Raw genomic sequence first — 16737 nt, 5'->3', positions numbered from 1 at the left:
TTCTCTCCGGCAAGTCCGTCACGATACGCACATGCAAAAGACTGCCTCGCAGGCCCCCGGCCTGCATCGCGCCTCGCTCAGGAAGCTCCACGAACTGGATGCGGCGCTGGAGCTGATGTATTACGGCTGGCGCGGGATGACGCTGGCGGCCGATCAGTATCTTGCCACGGTTGGCCTGTCGCGGCCGCATCATCGCATTCTCTACGTCATTGCGCGGCGGCCCGATATCTCGATCGGCTCGCTGATCGAGGTGCTCGGCATTTCCAAGCAGGCCTTGAACCGGCCACTTGGCCTGTTGCTGGAGCGTAAACTCGTGGCGGCGAAACGGTCGCCCGAGCAGCATCGTTCCAAATTGCTGCACCTGACCGCAGCAGGGCAACGCATCGAGCAGCGCGCGTCCGACCACGAGCGCGAGGTGCTCCGTGAGGCATTCGATCGTGTCGGCGCGCCCGGCACCGCCGCATGGATGGCGGTGATGGGAGCAATCGCCGACAACAACTAGCCTCCTCAAGTCAACATAGTTGACGTGAGAGGCTCGTCGTGCCAGTCTGCCCCGCAGTCACGCGGGGGAGGGCAGTCGCATGGGCGAACAGATCATGGACCGGGCGGCTGCCGGACGCTTTGTCGAGGCGTGGTGCGCGAACTGGTGCAACGTCGATATCGACGCCGTCGTCGCGCACTTCGCCGACGGCGCCGAGATGCGCAGCCCGTTGGCGCTCAAACTGACAGACTCACCCGTAGTCACGGGGGCCGAGAATATCCGCGCCTACTGGCGCAAGGCCTATGGCAGCATCGCAAGCGCGGACCTCAAGATCCTGAGCTGGAGCTGGGACGAGACGATCGCGCGCCTGACGGTGTGGTGGCAACTCGGCGATACACGCGCCAGCGAGTTCATGGACTTCGATAGCGCCGGCCGTGTGGTGCGTAGCGAAGCATTCTACGGAAAATAGCTCATGCGATTTTTGGATGTCGTCCTGCTGCTCAACGCGCTCTGGTTTGGCGCCGCATTCGTCCAGTTCAGCATCGCCCAGCGCAACACGCTGAAGATCCTGGTCCCACGCGAGGAGCGTGGCAATCCGATCGCGCCGACCTTGTCGGCCAGCGTCGCGTTTCTCGGCGGCATCAATCTGCCGATCGGGCTGCTGTCGATGTACTTCCTGGTCGCAAGGCCGCCGTTCTTTCAGGCTATTGAGGCGCAGCTCTCACTGTTCCTGTTCTTCGCCGCGTGTCACTTCAGCCAGTTCGCCTACAATTTGCCTGTGCTGATGCGAGGCGGGCGCGTCGGGGTCGCTTACTGGCCGGTGCTGAAGGGCCCGATGCTCAGGATCTTCGTCATCGACGCGACGCTGTTTGCGGCCAACCTGATTGTTGCGCTCTTGCTCGTGGCGTGAGCTACGAGGGCTGGGCGTAATACCTCCTCACCGTCGTCCCGGGCAAGCGAAGCGCGACCCGGGACCCATAACCACAGCTATATGTTGTTGTGCGACGCCGTGGCCCCAGCGAACTTCACACGCAGAGCGGTGGTTATGGGTCCCTGCTTTCGCAGGGACGACAGCGGAGTATGGAGCGACTGTATCGCCAACCTTACGTCGGCATCGGGATTCCCAATTCCTTCAGCGCGGCCATCATGCGCGCTGGCGGCTGCATCGGGATCAGCATGGCCTTGCCGGTCTCCACGAGGCTCTTCAGGCTGGAGAGGATCGCCGGCCAGCCGGTGCGGCCGCCTGCGAGAATGTCGTCGCTGATCGGACGGTCATGCGATTGCAGGAGCGTCAGCTTCACGCCGTCGCCTGCCGGTTCGATCTCCCAGGTGACGAGCGTCGGCCCGAGCTTTTCGACCAGCTGCGGCCAGTTGACGTTGAAGGTGACGGTCAGCCGCTTCAGGGGATCGCACTCGATCACCTCGCCGGAGATGTGCAGCGCGCCGTCGGGCGTCCGCACGACGTAGGCGCCGCCGATCCGCAGGTCGACCTCGATCGCGTTGCCGGAGAAATACTGCCGGCTGAATTCGGCAGTCGTCAAAGCCTGCCACACCTTCTCGGGCGTGGCGGCGATGTAGATCGCGTAGACGATTGCCGGTTTGAATTTCTCGATGTTCATGTCTGTACGCACCCGTCGATAGATTTTCATTGTCATTCGAAGCCGTCGATCCCGAGCGCGGCTGGCGGGATCGTGACCGCCTTGCCGGTCTCGAGCAGGCTCTTGAGCCCCGACAGGATCGCCGGCCAGCCCTTGGAAATGCCGTCGAGCAGCTTGCTGCCCGCACCGAAGCCCTCATGGGTCACGGTCAGCTTCACGATCTTGCCATGGGCCTCCAGCGTGAAGACCACCTTGGTTGCCGGCTCCTTGCGCATGTCCTCGTCGAGCACGTGCTTGAAGGTGTAGGCGAGACGCCGCGGCCGGTCGGCCTCGAGGATCTCACCGGTGTCGGTGGTCTTGCCGCCCATCACCAGCGCGAGCGGCGAGCCGACCTTCCAGTCCGATTGTAGCTCGGTGTCGAACCAGTATTGCCGCGTGAACGCGCTCTTGGTCAGCGCGTCCCACAGTTTGTCCGGCGTGGTCTCGATGTAGGTGACGTAGGCGAATTCGGGCTTAGGCATGGTAGGCCTCCCTGGCGCCGCTGGTGAGCAGGTCGGCCGGCAGTTCGCGCCCGGTCTCCAGGAAACTCTTCAGGCTTGCGATCACCATCGGCCAGCCGCCGGAGATGTCGCGCAGCGTCTTCGGGCCGAGATTGTCGTGCGTCACGGTCAGCTTGACGACCGTGCCGTGCGGTTCGATGTCGAAGGTCACGCGCGAGACCTGCTCGCGCTCGACGCCTTCCTTCACGACGTCCCAGCTGTAGGCGAGCTTGTTCGAGGGATCTGCGATCAGCACCTCGCCCTGCACGCTGCGTCGCCCGTCCTTGGTAAGACAATAAAGCGAGCCGACCTTCCAGTCGGAACTGATGCGATAGCCGAACCAGAAGCGTTCGGTGAAGTCGCTCGATGTCAGCGCATGCCACAGTTTGTCGGCGGTGGTCTCAATATAGGTGACGTAGACGTAGTCCGGTTTACTCATCACGCTTCTCCAATTGTCTTTTCAACTCGCTCAGCGCGGCGAGTTTCCCGCGCTCGAACTTCCTGATCCACCGCTCGCCGATCTGATGGATCGGAACCGGGTTGAGATAGTGCAGCTTCTCGCGGCCATGCTTGATCGTGGTGACGAGGTTGGCCTCCTCGAGAATCACAAGGTGCTTGGTGACGGCCTGACGCGTCATGTCGAGGCCGTCGCAGAGCTCACCGAGCGTCTGCCCGTTCTGATCGTGAAGCCGGTCAAGCAGCGTTCGCCGTGAGGCATCCGCGAGGGCTTTGAAGACTTCATCCATGGGTCGGATAATAGGCAACCGAATGGTTGCATGTCAAGAGCGTGTGTTTTGGCATCGGCAGCACCGTGCTAGCTTCGCCGGCAGCCAACGCAGATTGGTGTGGAACATTGGGTGGTGCGCATGGGCGGTCGCGTTACGGCAGTTTGCTGCACGTTGGTTCTTGTCCTGCTCGCGAATGGTGCGAGCGCCCAGCAGAAGATCGGCGATCCGCCCGAGGCCTCCAACATGAGGCTGGTTGGAACCAACGATTTGCAGGCGCGCAGCGCCTATCAGCCGACCATCCATCATCAGGGCGACAGATGGATCGCCTATATCGGTCATCACGGCGGCACCGACGACATTCCCGATCCCGTCAACCCGGTGACCGGCAAGGCCGAGCCGAACGGCACCTCGATCGTCGACGTCACCGATCCCGCGCATCCGAAATATCTGCGGCACATTCCCGGACAGGAAGGCAAGTATGAATCGGGCGGCGCGCAGATGGTGCGGATCTGCGACGGCAAGGATTTGCCGAAGGGCGATCGCAACGCAGTCTACATGCTGCGCACCTTCGGCAGCGAGGCGCACGAGATCTGGAACGTCGCCGATCCCGCCAATCCGGCGCTCGTCACCCGGATCGGCGGCCTGAAGGACACGCACAAGAGTTTTTGGGAATGCAGCACCGGCATCGCCTTCCTGGTGTCGGGCGCGCCGGACTGGCGCACGCGGCGCATGACGCAGGTCTATGATCTCTCCGATCCCGCGCAGCCAAAGAAGATCAGGGACTTCGGCCTGCCCGGGCAGGAGCCGGGCGCGACCGGCGCGGTGCCGACCGAACTGCACGGGCCGATCTCGACCGGGCCAACGGGCAATCGCGTCTATTTCGGCTACGGCACCAACAAGGGCGGCTTCCTGCAGATCGTCGACCGCGACAAGCTGTTGAACGGACCGAAGGAGCCGACGCCGGACAATCTGAAATTCCCGGAGATCGCGCGGATGCCGCTGTCCGCCATGAACGGCGCGCATACGGTGTTTCCGATGCCCGGCATGCCGATCGCCGAGTTCGCCCGCGACAAGGATGGCAAGAGCCGCGACATCGTGATGATCGTCGACGAGGCGATCCAGAACGAATGCGGCGAGGCTCGGCAGATGGTGTGGTTCGCCGACGTCACCACCGAGGCGCGGCCGATGCTGATCTCGAGCTACACGGTGCCCGAGGCCTCCGGCGCGTTCTGCGCGCGCGGCGGCCGGTTCGGCTCGCATTCGTCGAACGAGAGCATGGCGCCGGTCTACTACAAGAAGCTGGCCTTCATCGCCTTCTTCAACGCCGGCGTCCGCGCGCTCGACATCCGCGATCCCTATCATCCCAGGGAAGTCGGCTACTTCATTCCCTCCATCACGGCGGCGACCGACAAGCGCTGCGTCACCATCGACGGCAAGGACCGCTGCAAGGTCGCGATCCAGACCAATAATGTCGAGACCGACGAGCGCGGCTACATCTACGCGGTCGACCGCGCCAACACCGGCCTGCATATTCTCGAATTGACCGGCGCGGCGCGCGCCGTCGCCGGTCTGCCGTGAGCACGCGATGATGCGCTCATGGCCGGTCATCGCGGCGATGGTCCTCGTGCTCGCCGGGCTCTCCGCAGTTGCGGGCTACGAGATGGCGCCGCCGCGCGCAGCCGCGTGGTACGAGATCGGCTGGCCGTTCCCGCGCGACGGCTGGCCCGCCGGCCGCGCGTTCCGGTGTGGTGCGGCCGAGTGCGGCGGCGACGTCGAGGTTTATCTCAGGCCGAAACTCGGCTTCTGCAATTGCGACAGCGGCGTCGCCGATGACGACGAGGTCGACCGCGTTTCCGACGTCGACATGATCAGCCCGAGCTTTGTGCCGCTGAAAGCGAGGGCTTTGCGAAAGTCGAGCAATCGACAGGGGCGGGCGCTGGTTGTTTGGGCCTGTTAGTGGCTTGGATGGGTCAGCCATGATGGCTGGATGGCTGGTTTGGTTAGGCGATCTGGGGTGGCGTCCTGGCCCATCGCTGGAGATTGATCGCAGTCGCGGCGAGCTGGAAAGCTGCGGCATTGCGCATCAGGCCCCGATAGCGGGCACGCGCCAGACCGTAGACGCGCTTGAGCAATGCGAACAACGGCTCGATCGGCGCGCGTCGATGCGAGATGACCGCATTACGACGCACCGCCCAAGGTCCCAAGCGAAGCCAGCGGTTGTGTCTGCGCATGATGCCGTCGCGAATATCCATCTCCTTCAACCGCACGCGTCGCGCGATGGTATCGTAGGCTTTGTCAGCGTAGACCGTTGCCTCGTCGCCGCAGATCAGCCCGTCGGCGGGCACGGTGTCGTTGACATTGGCTGGCGTAAAGGCGAGGCGCCGGATGATGCGACTGCCTTGGTCCATCGCCACGTGCATCTTGTAGCCGAAGGCATATTTGCCGTCCTTCTTGGTCCAGGCAGCGTCAGGATCGTGCGCGCTTTTGACCAGTTTGCTGGCCGGCCGCCCGTCCGCATCCGGGGGCAAATCGGGATCCGGTGGTTCGGGTGGATTTACCGCCGAGCGGATCAGCGAAGCGTCGATCAATGTGCCGCGCTTCAAGACGAAGCCGGACTTCTCGATCTGCGCCGTAATCAGGGCGAAAGCGCGCTCCGCCAGCCCGCTCTTGGCCAGTTGTTCGCGGAAACGCCACAGCGTGGAATGATCCGGCACCGGCTCACTCAGCGACAGGCCCAGAAAGCGCCGGAACGACAGGCGGTCCACCAGTGCTTCCTCAAGTCCCGGATCCGACAGACCATACCATTGCTGCAGCAACAGCGCCTTAAACAGCGCCAGCGACGGGTAAGCTGGCGCCCCCATCGACCCGCTGCGCAAGCCGCTCAGCAGCGCTTCAATCGCGTTCCAGTCGACCAGTTCCGACACTCGCTGCAATGGCGCATTGGCCCTGGCCGCGTCATTCATCAGCCCATCTGTAAAGCTCAATTGACCAATCTGGCGCTCCGCCATCCGACCCTCCGGCGAATCCTTCACCAAAAGAGAATCATCCCGGGCGACTTCTGCAAAGCCCTCTGAAAGCGGGCGATGCCGTTGCTGTCGCCGACATGCCGGGGCGGCTCAGGGTCTATGATCTCGAGATGCCCAAGGGGAAGCGCATCGCGATCGGCATCGCGGTGTCGCATCGCTGCGACCTGATGGCGGTCGTGGCGCAGGGGAGCGGCGATGTTGGGCGCGTGCAAGGCGCGACGTTGAAATTTCTGGAGGGGCGCGAGATCAGCGCATGGATGATCGCGGCAATGGAACGCCGTTGAGCGTGATCTCTCTTCACCTCGCCCCGCTTGCGGGGAGAGGTCGGATCGCATCGCCAGATGCGATCCGGGTGAGGGGGTACAGGTCTAACGACTCGCATCGCCTGGCGGAGAGAGCCCCTCACCCCAACCCTCTCCCCGCAAGAGCGGGGCGAGGGAGCGGACGCGCTTCCATGTCTGCCACTCTCGTGCATAATGACGATAAACAAACGAGCTCTCCCATGTCCCTGCAAGCCTATTTCGCCTTCGTCGCCGCCTGCATCGCGCTGGCGCTGCTGCCCGGTCCGATCGTCACGATGGTGATCGCCAACGGGCTGCGCTACGGCACGCGCGCCGCGCTCACCAACGTGCTGGGCGCGCAGGTGGGGCTTGCGATCGTGATCGGCACCGTCGCGGTCGGGCTGACCTCGCTGATGGCGACGATGGGCTACTGGTTCGACTGGGTGCGCTTTGCCGGCGCCGCCTATCTGGTCTGGCTCGGCTTCAAGCTGATCCGCTCGCCGGTCGAGGGCGTCAGCACCGACGACACGCCGCCGCCGCCGCGCGGCGGCTTCTTCCTGCAAGGCTTTCTGGTGCTGCTCTCGAACCCGAAGGTGCTGGTGTTCTTCGGCGCCTTCATCCCGCAGTTCATGGATATGGACAAGCCGCACGTTCCGCAGGTGGCGCTGCTCGGCCTCACCTTCATGGCGACCGCCGTGCTGACCGACGCCGCCTACGCCTTGGCGGCCGGCCGCGCCCGCAAATTCTTCTCCAAGGAGCGGACCCGGCTGATGTCGCGCATCTCGGGCGGCTTCATGATCGGCGGCGGCATCTGGCTGGCGCTGACCCGGGCGCGATAGACCCGCTGGGCGACAGCCTCAAGGTCGTCGTTGACAATGCCGCCGATTTCCAGCCTGGGTAAGCAGCGCAGACGTTTGCTCTAGCCCGGAGGCCGTCAGCCGTGCTTTGATCGGCGACGAAAATTAACCCCTCGTCCGGGGGCATGTCCTTGACCACCGATAGCATGGATCGGCGTCTGGCAGCGGTTCTGGCGGCCGATATCGCCGGCTACAGCCGGCTGATGGGAATCGACGAGGAAGGCACTCTGGCCAAGCTGAAGTCGGTCAGGCGAGCGTTGCTGGATCCGGCGCTGGCGGCACATCGCGGCCGCGTCGTCAAGACGACCGGCGACGGAATCCTCGTTGAATTCGCCAGCGCCGTCGACGCGGTGCGCAGTGCCGTCGAAGTGCAGCGCCGCATGGCCGATCAGAATGCTGCCGTGCCAACGGAGCGGCGGCTCGAATTCCGAATCGGAATCCACGTCGGCGACATCATCTTTGATGACAACGATATCTTTGGCGACGGCGTCAACATCGCAGCGCGCCTGGAGGGGATTGCCGAGCCGGGTGGCGTCTGCATTTCCGATGACGTGCAACGGCACATTCGCGGCAAGGTCGATGCGACCTTCGAGGACAAGGGGCCGCAGGTCCTGAAGAATATTGCCGAGCCTATTCGGACATGGAGAGTTCGCGTCGGCGGCGCCTCCGCAGCGGCCGCGATCGCGAAGCACGCGTTCACTGCACCGGCTTCCCCAGCCGCGATTGCCGAGAAGGCCTCCATCGCGGTGCTGCCGTTCCAGAATATGAGCGGTGATCCGGAGCAGGAATACTTTGCCGACGGCGTCGTCGAGGACATCATTACCGCGCTGTCGCGCTTCAGATCGCTGTTTGTGATCGCGCGCAATTCAAGCTTCACCTACAAGGGGAAGTCCGTCGACATCAAGCAGGTCGGGCACGAGCTCGGTGTGCGATACGTGCTGGAGGGATCAGTGCGCAAGTCGAGTGGGCGCGTTCGGATCACCGCGCAACTGATCGAGGCCGGCAGCGGTACGCATCTCTGGGCGGACAGGTTCGACGGCGAACTGAGGGATGTGTTCGACCTGCAGGACCAGGTCACCGCGAATGTCGTCAGCATCATAGCTCCGAAGATCCAGCAGAGCGAAATCGAACGAACCCGAACCAAGCCGACCGACCGTCTCGATAGCTACGATCTCTTTCTGAGAGGCATTGCGGCCTATGCAGATCGCTCCAAGTGGGGCGACGCTGAACTCGGCGAGTGGTTCAACAAGGCCTGCGGGCTTGATCCGAACTATGCAGCCGCTCAGGTCATGCTGGCCTATTCGTCGCTGCTGAAACAGACCACGCGCGGCACGCCCCCCGGCGCGCAGGAGTTGGCGGAGGCGCTGCGGATCGCCGAATTCGCCTGCGTGCTGGCGAGCGACGATCCGTTCGTGCTGGTGCGCGCGGCTCACATGTTTGCCTATCTCGGCCACGACTACGATCGCGCTGAAACCATGATCGAAGAGGCGATCTTGCTCAATTCGAACGATGCTGCGGCGTGGGGATATCGCGGCTGGATTTCGCTCATGTGCGCGCAGCCGGCACGCGCGATCGAAAGTTTTGAGCACAGACTCCGGCTCAGCCCGATCGATCCCGGGCGGGCGTCGATGTGGAACGGAATCAGTTTCGCGCATTTCATGCTCGGTCAGTATGAGCAGGGCCGCGCGGCCGCCGCCAAGGCGCTGGTGATCGGCGAAGACGCACACACGCTCAGCGCGTTGATCATGAACGAGGTTGGCTCGGGGCGCCTCGACGAGGCGCGCGTCATCGCCGGCCGGCTGCTCAAGCTGCGGCCCGATTTCCGCGCGTCCTACGCGCGGCAGAATTTTCCGACCAGATCCGCCGAATGGGGCGACCGCATGGTCGCCGTGCTGTGTGAGGCCGGCATACCGGCGTAGGAATTCCTGGATCTATGCATTCCAGACGCGACGCTGTCTCGAGGCGGCGAATGGGCGCTTGATCCTACGCCACGATCCGCTCGACCACGTCGCGCACCAGGCCCGTCAGCAGCTCGAGCTTGTATCCGGTCATCGGCAGCGGCCTGGCTCCCGAGATCGCCAGCTCGGTGGCTTGCGCGATGGTCGCCGCGTTAATCTGCTTACCCTGCAGCGCCGCCGCGGACGCGGTCAGACGCAGCGGGACCGGGGCGATGCCGCCGGCGGCGATGTGGACCTGCTGGAACGCGCCGCCGGAGATCACCGCACGCACGCAGATCTCGACCAGCGGCCATTCCGCATGCGTCCGGCTGATGGCGCGCTTGTACAGCGCGCGCTCGCCGGCCAGCGGAACGGGAAGCTCGATCCGCTCGATGCGTTCGCCCGGTGCAAGCAGATTGTCGGCCGCGCCGTTGCTGCCGTCGCCGAGCAGCTCGGAGATCGATAAGCCGCTGCGCCGATCGGTGGTGACCTTCGCATCATAGGCGAGCAGCGCCATCGCCATCGTCGACGGATGCGGCGCGACGCATGGGCCGAGATCGAACGCGACGTGATAGAGGTGGTTGCCGGATCGCGCCGGGCAGTCGGGGCCGCCCTTCTTGAGACAGGCGATCTGCGGATTGCGGAAATACCAGCAGCGCGAGCGCTGGGCGAGGTTGCCGCCGAGCGTCGCCATGTGCCGGATCTGCGGCGTGGCGAGGCCCTGCGCGGCTGCGGCGATGCCGGGGTAAGCCTGGGCAAGTCGCGCGTCGGATGCGATCGCAGCGATCGTGGTCAGGGCGCCGATGCGGGCCGAGCCGTCCGCATTCCACGCAACGCCGATCGTGTCGGGACCGGCGGCGAGATCGATGATCGAGCCGCACGACAGGCCGCTGCGGCGGCGCTCCGACAGATCGGTGCCGGCAGCGCGGAATTCGGGCGCGCAGATGACGTCTGCAGTCGCGACACTCATGCGGCATCCCTCCCTTTCAGCGCGGCGACGATGCGATCGGGCCGGATCGGAATCTCGGTGAGGCGGACGCCGATCGCGTTGTGGATCGCGTTGGCGACGGCGGCCGAGGTCGGTACCGTCGAAGCCTCGCCGATGCCGACGCTGTTGCCGAGCACGTGATCGAAGCCGGCTTCGTCGAAATGGACTTCGATCTCCGGCGTGTCGGCGATCCCAGGGATGCGATAATCCTCCATCCCCGCGGTCAGGACGTCGCCGGTCTTCGGATCAAGCTCGCGCGCCTCGTAGAGGGCGTAGCCGAGGCCCTGGATCACCGCGCCGCAGGCCTGGCTGCGCGCCAGCGCCGGCGCTGCGATCTTGCCGACCGCGATGCCGGTATGCACGTTGAGCACGCGGACATGGCCGAGCCAGGTGTCGACCTCCACCTCGATGACCTGCACCGAGCTTGGCACGCCGGCGCCGACCGCGATGTTCGAGAAGCGGCGCATCATCCAGCCGAACACCATGCCCATCAGGCCGACTTCGCGCAGCGGCGAGCGGATGCCGGGCGCGGTGTTCTTGCCGTCCTCGCCGCGCGTCTCCACCATTGCGATGTCGGGCGAGCGCGCGATCAGCTCGCGCCAGGGCGCGTTCGAGCCGGGCGCCGGCTTTCGCGTGGCCTGTTCGAGCATCGCGGCCTTCAGCTTCCGCACCGCCTGCAGCGTCGGCGGCATCACCGAGGCGGTGACGCGGCTGCCGCCGGAGCCGGGGCCTTCGGGCAGCGAGGAATCGCCGATCCGCACATCGATCTCACCGGGTTCGAGATCGAACTCGCGCGCGATCGCGTCGGCAAGCACGCTGCGGGTGCCGGTGCCGATGTCCTGCGTCGCCGTGCTGGCGACGATGCGGCCGCCCTTGACCGCGACCTCGACCTTCACCTTGGGCTGCCACAGATAGAGCCAGTAGCCCGTGGCGACCCCGATGCCGCGGCGATAGCGGCCGTTCTGCGCCGGCTTGCGGTTGCGCCAGATCTCGAGCCCGGATGCCCAATCGTAGAGCCGCTGACGGTTGGGATCGGGATCCCAGCGCTTGCGCAAGGCGATCGGATCGACGTTGAGCCGCAGCGCGGCCTCGTCGATCGCCTGCTCCACCGCGAACGCCATCGGCGGACCGCCGGGGCCGCGGAAGGCGGCGCCGGGCGGCAGATTGCTGATGACGTCGAAGTCCGAAAGATCCTTCGCCTCGGCCGGATAGATCAGCCGCGCCAGTCCCGCGATGGTCGAGTTGGTCGCGGCCCCGGTATCGGCATGCGCGGTGACCGAGAGCGCCTTCAGGCCGCCTTGCTCGGAAGGCAGCAGCGCGACCTTCAACTCCGCGGCCGGCCGATAACCGGCGACCGAGAGTTCTTCCTGGCGATCATAGGCGACCCGCACCGGCGCTTTCGCCGCGCGGGCCAGCTCGATCGCGGCGATCGTCTCGGTGCCGAGGCTCGCTTTCGAGCCGAAGCCGCCGCCGACGTGCTCCGCGATCACGCGGACCTTGTCGTGATCGAGCTTGTAGCGTTTTGCGATCTGCTCCTTCAGGTGAAACACCTGCTGGGTCGAGGCGTGCAGGGTCAGCCGGTCGCCGTCGAAGCGCGCCACCGCGGCGTGGGGCTCGAGACAAGCATGCTGCTGCGTGGCGGTGCGGAAGGTGGCTTCGACGAGTAGCTTGTTGTTGGCCTGGCGCGCCTCGTCGACCCAGTTGCGGGCCTTCTTGGCGCGGGTCGAGAACACCGCGGTCGGCCCGCGGATGTTCTGCTTCCAGGGCGCCGGCCCGCCGGCCGCTTCCGAGACGTTGCCGGCCCGCTTGCGGCTCGCCTTGTCGAACACCACGGGCGCATCATCCTTGCGTCCGGCGTCGAGCCCGACCACGGCGGGCAGGCGCTCGCTGGTCAGCTTGATCGCGGCCAGCGCGGCCAGCGCCGTCTTGCGATCGCGGGCGGCAACCGCCGCAATCGGCTCGCCGACATAGCGCACGACACGGTCGTCGCCGAGCAGCGACACCGCGGTAACGCCGGGGAGCGCGCGCGCCGGCGCCAGATCGAGCGTGGCGATGCGCGCATGCGCCTCGCGCGAGCGCAGGATCAGGCCTTCGAGCTGGCCGTCATGATGGATGTCGACGGTGTATTTCGCCGCGCCCGTCACCTTGTCGCGGGCCTCGATGCGGGGCGCCGTGACATGATCGCCGTCGAAACGGCCGGCGCAGGCATCCGCCACCGCACGGAAGATCCCGTCATAGGCGCCGCAGCGGCAGAGATGACCGGACAGCGCCGCGCCGATCTCCTCGCGCGACGGCACCGCCGTTCCCCTGGTCGCGCGCCAGCGGTCGCAGAACGCGGTCGCTTCCACGATGAAGCCGGGCGTGCAGAAGCCGCATTGCAGGGCGTCATGCGCCATGAACGCCTTCTGCACCGGATGCAGCCCGGACGCGCCGATGGCTTCCACCGTCGTCACCGATTTGCCGGCGGCGGCGTGCGCCGGCATCAGGCAGCTTGCGACCGGCGCGCCGTCGACCAGCACGGTGCAGGCGCCGCAGACGCCGGCGCCGCACACCAGCTTGGTGCCGGTTAGCTTGAGCTGGTCGCGCACGATGTCGATCAAGAGCGCATCGGGATCATCGGGCAGGGATTCGACGCGGCCATTGACGGTCGTCGTGCTCATGGATGTCCTCCAGTTGTCCTGCGTGTCGGCCTCTTGGGGATTGCCGCCTTCTTGACGAGCGGCTTCTGCGATTTCGGTAGCGCGCCGGCGCAGAGCGTCCGCACCATGATCGCCATATCCTTCAGGAACGCATCCGACGGCTGCATCGCCGGATATTGCGACTTCGCTGCGTACATCGCCATCTCGACCAGCCGCGCGAATTCGGCCGGCGAGAGGTCCTGCGGCAGCGCGAGCTGCTGCTTGCGCACGATCCGCGTGATCGTCGCGACCATGCGCTCCGCATAGCGCGCGGCGTAGGTCTGGTAGAGGTCGCGCGCGTGCACGAGGTGCTCGGAATACAACTCCTCGAGATGCGGCGAGCCGTCCAGCGAGCCGATCATGGTCGACATCCGTGCGGTCATGCCCGCGGCGAGGATGTCGCCGAGATCGCCGCCCGCGGTCTCCGCCGCGGCAAGGGCGGTCTCCTCGGCCGCGATCGCGGACTCATGCACGCGCTCGATCACGGCACGGAACAGCGCTTCCTTGGATTCGAAGTGGTGATAGAGCGCCTGCCGCGTCAGGCCGGCCGCCTCGGCGACCTGCTCGATCGAGGAGCGGCGAAAGCCGTGCCGGCGGAACACCAGCATGGTGGCATCGAGGATGCGGGTTTTCGGTCCCATTTGACGATTTTGACAAATATAGAAAAACTGTCAAATCGCGATTTGGTGAGGAGGCGGTGCTGGGGCTTGATCACCATTCCGCGAGGCCGCCGCGCGGCCCGCGTCCGTGTGAACCGCCTTTCGAATGGTCGCGTCGAAGAAACGTGGAGCTCCAAAGATGACCTTCTGGTCCGGAGCTTGCGAGGATACGCACATGACCCAGGTCTTTTTCCATTGCTCGACCACGCACGGGGTGCTGATGGATCGCCGCGGCACCTCGGTGACCAGCCTCTCGGAGGCCTGCGAAGCGGCGACGTGCATGATGCGATCGCTGGTCGCAACGGTCAGCCTGGAAGACTGGCGCGACTGGGTCGTGCATGTCAGCGACGACGCCGGCGAGGAGATCCTGATCCTGTCCTTCGCATCCGTGCTCGGCAAGCCGCACTGAGAGGGCGCCATGCTGTCACCGCACGCATCATTGCTCCTTCTGCGCGACAGCTGGAACGCGATTACGGCGGGCTTGCAGAATCTGATCGCGCGAATTCGCGATCCCTACCGGCCCGAGCTGCACTACATGCGCGGACCGGGTCCCAAATGGCATGCGAAGCACGCCGTTCAAGCCGCGCCGGCCGGTTGAGCGCGGCGCTGTTCAGCTCTCGCTTCTCGCCGGGCGGTGCATCTCGCGCCGCCACGCCGCCGGGCTGACGCCGACCACGGCGGAAAACACCCGCGTGAAGTGGCTTTGATTGGCGAAGCCGGCCGAAATCGCGATCTCGGACAGCGACAGGTCGCGCGCCGCCATCAGTTGCTTGGCCACCTTCAGGCGCTGCTGAAGCAGCCATTGGTGCGGTGGCAGGCCGGTGGAGATGCGGAAGGCGCGCGAAAAATGGCCGACCGACAGATCGAGCTCGGCCGCGATCTGCTTCAGCGAAATCTTCCCGCTGAGGTCGGATTCGAGCTTTTCGCAGGCGCGGTTGATCTGCCAGGCGGCGAGGCCGCCACGGGCCGGTCCGGTCGGATGTTGTATTCCGCCATAGGTCCGGGTGACGTGCGCGGTCAGCGCCAGCATCATGTGATCGATGAACAGCTGGTTGGTTTCGTCCGGCCGGCGCAATCCCTCGCGCAGCAGCGCCCCGACGTGACGAATGACGCCATCGTCGTGACCGGTGCCGATTTCGCAGGACAGTTCACCGATGCGCGGCGAGCCGGTCTGTTCGGCGAAATCAGTGAGCGCCGAGCGCGGCAGATAGAAGAACAGCGAGTGGAACGGCTTGTCGATCACGTAGCGCGGATCGCGTTTGAGATCGTAAAGATAGGTCGCGCCCGCCGGGATATCCCGCTTCATGAGGCACTTGCCGCCCTCCCACAATTCGCAGTCCGGATAATCGTGCAGCTTCAGGCTGACCAGAAAGGCATCCTCGGCGGTGAGCGATCCGGACAGCCCGGGCACCGGGTTGTCGTCCCGGGTTTCGGTGACCGCGAGTTCGGCGCTGCGCAGCGTGCGCGTGATCAGCGCCGGCGGCGTATCCCTCAGGCGTAGGAATTGCCCGAGCCGCTGCCCGTAGGCGCCCGCCTGTGCCATGCGTGTTGAGTCCATCATTGATGTGCAGCCGGGCAGGGACTTGTCAGTCAGCCTGCGAAGCCGTCACTCATTATCCGGGATTGCTGCGGCGCAGTCCAGTTGTCTCACGCGATCATGAACGATGCTGCCGGTCGTTCAGCGCAATGCGATTCCGGAATGAATTCAACTGCTTTGGTCCAATCGACCGTGCCGGACGCAGAAATGTCGCAGCCGCGCGCTTGGCGCAGAATTGGGCAAAGCATGGCCGTTTCAGGAAAGACATTCGAACCGCGCGGCGCTTAGGTCCGGCGGGCAGTTCCGCGCCTCATGGGTCCGACAGACCGGCCCGCAAGGAGGGAGCGCATGAGCCTTCAAACGCGAGCACAGGTGATGAGTAAGCCGATCCTGCACGATCCTTTGCGGGATTCGCCCGCCGCATCCGATGCGCGGCAGGCCGAGGCGCCGGCCGGTCCGCGCTGCCCGGCCGGCCAGGAGATGGCCCGCGTGCTCAAGACGCAGCCGCTTCGCATGGCGGCCGACCCGTCGAGCGGCGCGATCGCCTATTGGAAGCATGACGCGCTGCACGACGTGGTCAGGCCGATGGTCGACCACGTCGTCATGAGCTATCCCGCAGGCTCGCAGCGGCTGGAGCGGCGCACCGGCAGGGTGGCTTCGATCGGAACGGCCCGGTCCGGGGTCGTGACGATCATCCCGGCCGGCTCGAGCTCGCGCTGGGATATTCACCAGTCGGTGCATGTCGTTCAGCTCTATCTTCCGCATGCGACGCTGGCGCGCGTCGCCGGCGAGGCCGACACCGCCGCTCCCGGCGATCTGCTGGAGCGCACCGGGCATCCCGATCCGATTACATCGCGGTTGCTGCTGAGCGCCGCTGATGCACTCGAGGGCAGCGCGGCGCTGGATGCGCTGTTCCGGCAGCAACTGACGGATCTTTTGGCCACGCGCCTGCTGTCGGCGCACGCCGGCGTGCCTGCGACCGTGCAGGTGACCGTAGGCGGTCTTGCGCCGACGGCGCTGCGCCGCGCCATCGAGCGATTGCGCTCGGACAGCGATGCGGACGTCTCGCTCGCGGCGCTGGCGGCGGACGCCGGCCTGTCGCGCTTTCACTTCTGCCGCGCATTCAAGGAAAGCACCGGGCTCTCGCCGCATGCCTGGCTGCGCCAGCACCGGCTCGAGCAGGCCATGAACATGCTGCGCGACACCGACGCATCCGTGGTCTCGATCGCGGCGGCGCTCGGCTACAGTTCGCAGACCGCGTTCGCGGCCGCATTCAGGAAGCTGACCGGCGAAACCCCGAGCGATTGGCGGCGCCGTCTGCGGTAGAGCGTTTTCGAGCAAAGAACCGAAAATGCTCTAGCCGCAATCGCTCTTCAGGTCAGGCAATCGCTCTGGGGCACTCATACGGCCAATTCGCTAGATCACCGT

At 65.4% G+C, this 16737-nt stretch carries 20 protein-coding genes; 11 read left to right on the top strand and 9 right to left on the bottom strand.

The annotated features are described in order from the left end of the window. The first annotated feature begins 31 nt into the window (after window positions 1-31). The 3 genes from J2R78_RS10175 to J2R78_RS10165 all read left to right on the top strand — a co-directional run bounded on the left by J2R78_RS10175 (window position 32) and on the right by J2R78_RS10165 (window position 1391). Window positions 32-502 (top strand): MarR family winged helix-turn-helix transcriptional regulator, encoded by a 471-nt coding sequence (locus J2R78_RS10175; RefSeq protein WP_092087412.1) that lies wholly within the window; start codon window positions 32-34, stop codon window positions 500-502. 79 nt (window positions 503-581) lie between these two features. Then, a complete protein-coding gene (locus J2R78_RS10170; RefSeq protein WP_253604169.1) occupies window positions 582-950 on the top strand; it encodes a nuclear transport factor 2 family protein in 369 nt (122 codons plus the stop codon). A gap of 3 nt (window positions 951-953) precedes the next feature. Further along, a complete protein-coding gene (locus J2R78_RS10165; RefSeq protein ID WP_253604168.1) occupies window positions 954-1391 on the top strand; it encodes a hypothetical protein in 438 nt (145 codons plus the stop codon). 193 nt (window positions 1392-1584) lie between these two features. Here the strand turns inward: J2R78_RS10165 and J2R78_RS10160 are convergent, their stop codons facing one another. Genes J2R78_RS10160 through J2R78_RS10145 form a run of 4 tightly spaced genes read right to left on the bottom strand, consistent with a single transcriptional unit; the run spans window position 1585 to window position 3364 of the window. Beyond that, window positions 1585-2100, bottom strand: coding sequence for an SRPBCC family protein (locus J2R78_RS10160; protein ID WP_253604167.1), 516 nt, complete (start codon window positions 2098-2100; stop codon window positions 1585-1587). A gap of 32 nt (window positions 2101-2132) precedes the next feature. Beyond that, on the bottom strand, window positions 2133-2600 hold the full coding sequence (locus tag J2R78_RS10155) for an SRPBCC family protein (protein WP_057018077.1): 468 nt from the start codon (window positions 2598-2600) through the stop codon (window positions 2133-2135). Then, window positions 2593-3057 (bottom strand): SRPBCC family protein, encoded by a 465-nt coding sequence (locus J2R78_RS10150; RefSeq protein ID WP_253604166.1) that lies wholly within the window; start codon window positions 3055-3057, stop codon window positions 2593-2595. Before J2R78_RS10150 ends, J2R78_RS10155 begins: the two co-directional genes overlap by 8 nt. After that, window positions 3050-3364: a helix-turn-helix transcriptional regulator gene (locus tag J2R78_RS10145; protein ID WP_028343393.1), complete on the bottom strand. Its 315-nt coding sequence runs from the start codon at window positions 3362-3364 to the stop codon at window positions 3050-3052. The genes J2R78_RS10150 and J2R78_RS10145 overlap by 8 nt, the downstream gene beginning before the upstream one ends. 120 nt (window positions 3365-3484) lie before the next feature. Between J2R78_RS10145 and J2R78_RS10140 the strand changes: the two genes are divergently transcribed. Both J2R78_RS10140 and J2R78_RS10135 read left to right on the top strand, forming a co-directional pair. Beyond that, on the top strand, window positions 3485-4924 hold the full coding sequence (locus J2R78_RS10140) for an LVIVD repeat-containing protein (RefSeq protein ID WP_253604165.1): 1440 nt from the start codon (window positions 3485-3487) through the stop codon (window positions 4922-4924). A gap of 7 nt (window positions 4925-4931) precedes the next feature. Continuing rightward, the gene (locus tag J2R78_RS10135) at window positions 4932-5303 is read left to right on the top strand and encodes a hypothetical protein (RefSeq protein WP_253604164.1); all 372 of its coding nucleotides are present in this window, start codon (window positions 4932-4934) and stop codon (window positions 5301-5303) included. Window positions 5304-5346: 43 nt separating this feature from the next. Here J2R78_RS10135 and J2R78_RS10130 read toward each other — a convergent pair whose 3' ends face one another. After that, on the bottom strand, window positions 5347-6354 hold the full coding sequence (locus J2R78_RS10130) for an IS5 family transposase (RefSeq protein WP_253604163.1): 1008 nt from the start codon (window positions 6352-6354) through the stop codon (window positions 5347-5349). A gap of 95 nt (window positions 6355-6449) precedes the next feature. Between J2R78_RS10130 and J2R78_RS10125 the strand changes: the two genes are divergently transcribed. The 3 genes from J2R78_RS10125 to J2R78_RS10115 all read left to right on the top strand — a co-directional run bounded on the left by J2R78_RS10125 (window position 6450) and on the right by J2R78_RS10115 (window position 9429). Further along, window positions 6450-6656: a hypothetical protein gene (locus tag J2R78_RS10125; RefSeq protein WP_253604161.1), complete on the top strand. Its 207-nt coding sequence runs from the start codon at window positions 6450-6452 to the stop codon at window positions 6654-6656. A 218-nt stretch (window positions 6657-6874) separates the two neighbouring features. Beyond that, window positions 6875-7492 carry a LysE family translocator gene (locus J2R78_RS10120; RefSeq protein ID WP_028333127.1) on the top strand — a complete coding sequence of 206 codons (618 nt, stop codon included), beginning with the start codon at window positions 6875-6877 and terminating at the stop codon, window positions 7490-7492. A 143-nt stretch (window positions 7493-7635) separates the two neighbouring features. After that, on the top strand, window positions 7636-9429 hold the full coding sequence (locus J2R78_RS10115; protein WP_375167010.1) for an adenylate/guanylate cyclase domain-containing protein: 1794 nt from the start codon (window positions 7636-7638) through the stop codon (window positions 9427-9429). A 64-nt stretch (window positions 9430-9493) separates the two neighbouring features. Here J2R78_RS10115 and J2R78_RS10110 read toward each other — a convergent pair whose 3' ends face one another. Genes J2R78_RS10110 through J2R78_RS10100 form a run of 3 tightly spaced genes read right to left on the bottom strand, consistent with a single transcriptional unit; the run spans window position 9494 to window position 13754 of the window. Then, window positions 9494-10417 (bottom strand): xanthine dehydrogenase family protein subunit M, encoded by a 924-nt coding sequence (locus J2R78_RS10110; RefSeq protein WP_253604156.1) that lies wholly within the window; start codon window positions 10415-10417, stop codon window positions 9494-9496. Further along, entirely contained in the window at window positions 10414-13095 is a 2682-nt protein-coding gene (locus tag J2R78_RS10105) for a molybdopterin-dependent oxidoreductase (RefSeq protein ID WP_253604154.1), read from the bottom strand. The genes J2R78_RS10110 and J2R78_RS10105 overlap by 4 nt, the downstream gene beginning before the upstream one ends. Next, window positions 13092-13754: a TetR/AcrR family transcriptional regulator gene (locus tag J2R78_RS10100; protein WP_253604153.1), complete on the bottom strand. Its 663-nt coding sequence runs from the start codon at window positions 13752-13754 to the stop codon at window positions 13092-13094. The genes J2R78_RS10105 and J2R78_RS10100 overlap by 4 nt, the downstream gene beginning before the upstream one ends. A 193-nt stretch (window positions 13755-13947) precedes the next feature. Between J2R78_RS10100 and J2R78_RS10095 the strand changes: the two genes are divergently transcribed. Continuing rightward, window positions 13948-14181, top strand: a complete 234-nt coding sequence (locus J2R78_RS10095) for a DUF6894 family protein (RefSeq protein WP_253604146.1) — start codon at window positions 13948-13950, stop codon at window positions 14179-14181. 9 nt (window positions 14182-14190) lie between these two features. After that, on the top strand, window positions 14191-14370 hold the full coding sequence (locus J2R78_RS10090; protein WP_253604144.1) for a hypothetical protein: 180 nt from the start codon (window positions 14191-14193) through the stop codon (window positions 14368-14370). Between the two features lie 12 nt (window positions 14371-14382). On the opposite strand, the gene J2R78_RS10085 is transcribed toward J2R78_RS10090, so the two are convergent. Further along, window positions 14383-15315, bottom strand: coding sequence for a helix-turn-helix domain-containing protein (locus J2R78_RS10085; protein ID WP_253604142.1), 933 nt, complete (start codon window positions 15313-15315; stop codon window positions 14383-14385). A 369-nt stretch (window positions 15316-15684) separates the two neighbouring features. On the opposite strand from J2R78_RS10085, the gene J2R78_RS10080 reads away from it, so the two are divergent. Then, entirely contained in the window at window positions 15685-16635 is a 951-nt protein-coding gene (locus tag J2R78_RS10080; protein WP_253604140.1) for a helix-turn-helix transcriptional regulator, read from the top strand. The last annotated feature ends 102 nt before the right edge of the window (window positions 16636-16737 follow it).

The sequence above is a fragment of the Bradyrhizobium sp. USDA 4538 genome (genome assembly GCF_024171045.1).
Classification (GTDB): domain Bacteria; phylum Pseudomonadota; class Alphaproteobacteria; order Rhizobiales; family Xanthobacteraceae; genus Bradyrhizobium; species Bradyrhizobium australafricanum.
This window is presented reverse-complemented; position numbering and strand designations above follow the sequence as displayed.

Excerpts from the sequence above, each read along its gene's own strand:
- J2R78_RS10175 (WP_092087412.1), top strand. The coding sequence starts at position 32 with ATGCAAAAGACTGCCTCGCAGGCCCCCGGCCTGCATCGCGCCTCGCTC.
- J2R78_RS10170 (WP_253604169.1), top strand. The coding sequence starts at position 582 with ATGGGCGAACAGATCATGGACCGGGCGGCTGCCGGACGCTTTGTCGAG.
- J2R78_RS10165 (WP_253604168.1), top strand. The coding sequence starts at position 954 with ATGCGATTTTTGGATGTCGTCCTGCTGCTCAACGCGCTCTGGTTTGGC.
- J2R78_RS10160 (WP_253604167.1), bottom strand. The coding sequence starts at position 2,100 with ATGAACATCGAGAAATTCAAACCGGCAATCGTCTACGCGATCTACATC.
- J2R78_RS10155 (WP_057018077.1), bottom strand. The coding sequence starts at position 2,600 with ATGCCTAAGCCCGAATTCGCCTACGTCACCTACATCGAGACCACGCCG.
- J2R78_RS10150 (WP_253604166.1), bottom strand. The coding sequence starts at position 3,057 with ATGAGTAAACCGGACTACGTCTACGTCACCTATATTGAGACCACCGCC.
- J2R78_RS10145 (WP_028343393.1), bottom strand. The coding sequence starts at position 3,364 with ATGGATGAAGTCTTCAAAGCCCTCGCGGATGCCTCACGGCGAACGCTG.
- J2R78_RS10140 (WP_253604165.1), top strand. The coding sequence starts at position 3,485 with ATGGGCGGTCGCGTTACGGCAGTTTGCTGCACGTTGGTTCTTGTCCTG.
- J2R78_RS10135 (WP_253604164.1), top strand. The coding sequence starts at position 4,932 with ATGATGCGCTCATGGCCGGTCATCGCGGCGATGGTCCTCGTGCTCGCC.
- J2R78_RS10130 (WP_253604163.1), bottom strand. The coding sequence starts at position 6,354 with ATGGCGGAGCGCCAGATTGGTCAATTGAGCTTTACAGATGGGCTGATG.
- J2R78_RS10125 (WP_253604161.1), top strand. The coding sequence starts at position 6,450 with ATGCCGGGGCGGCTCAGGGTCTATGATCTCGAGATGCCCAAGGGGAAG.
- J2R78_RS10120 (WP_028333127.1), top strand. The coding sequence starts at position 6,875 with ATGTCCCTGCAAGCCTATTTCGCCTTCGTCGCCGCCTGCATCGCGCTG.
- J2R78_RS10115 (WP_375167010.1), top strand. The coding sequence starts at position 7,636 with ATGTCCTTGACCACCGATAGCATGGATCGGCGTCTGGCAGCGGTTCTG.
- J2R78_RS10110 (WP_253604156.1), bottom strand. The coding sequence starts at position 10,417 with ATGAGTGTCGCGACTGCAGACGTCATCTGCGCGCCCGAATTCCGCGCT.
- J2R78_RS10105 (WP_253604154.1), bottom strand. The coding sequence starts at position 13,095 with ATGAGCACGACGACCGTCAATGGCCGCGTCGAATCCCTGCCCGATGAT.
- J2R78_RS10100 (WP_253604153.1), bottom strand. The coding sequence starts at position 13,754 with ATGGGACCGAAAACCCGCATCCTCGATGCCACCATGCTGGTGTTCCGC.
- J2R78_RS10095 (WP_253604146.1), top strand. The coding sequence starts at position 13,948 with ATGACCCAGGTCTTTTTCCATTGCTCGACCACGCACGGGGTGCTGATG.
- J2R78_RS10090 (WP_253604144.1), top strand. The coding sequence starts at position 14,191 with ATGCTGTCACCGCACGCATCATTGCTCCTTCTGCGCGACAGCTGGAAC.
- J2R78_RS10085 (WP_253604142.1), bottom strand. The coding sequence starts at position 15,315 with ATGGCACAGGCGGGCGCCTACGGGCAGCGGCTCGGGCAATTCCTACGC.
- J2R78_RS10080 (WP_253604140.1), top strand. The coding sequence starts at position 15,685 with ATGAGTAAGCCGATCCTGCACGATCCTTTGCGGGATTCGCCCGCCGCA.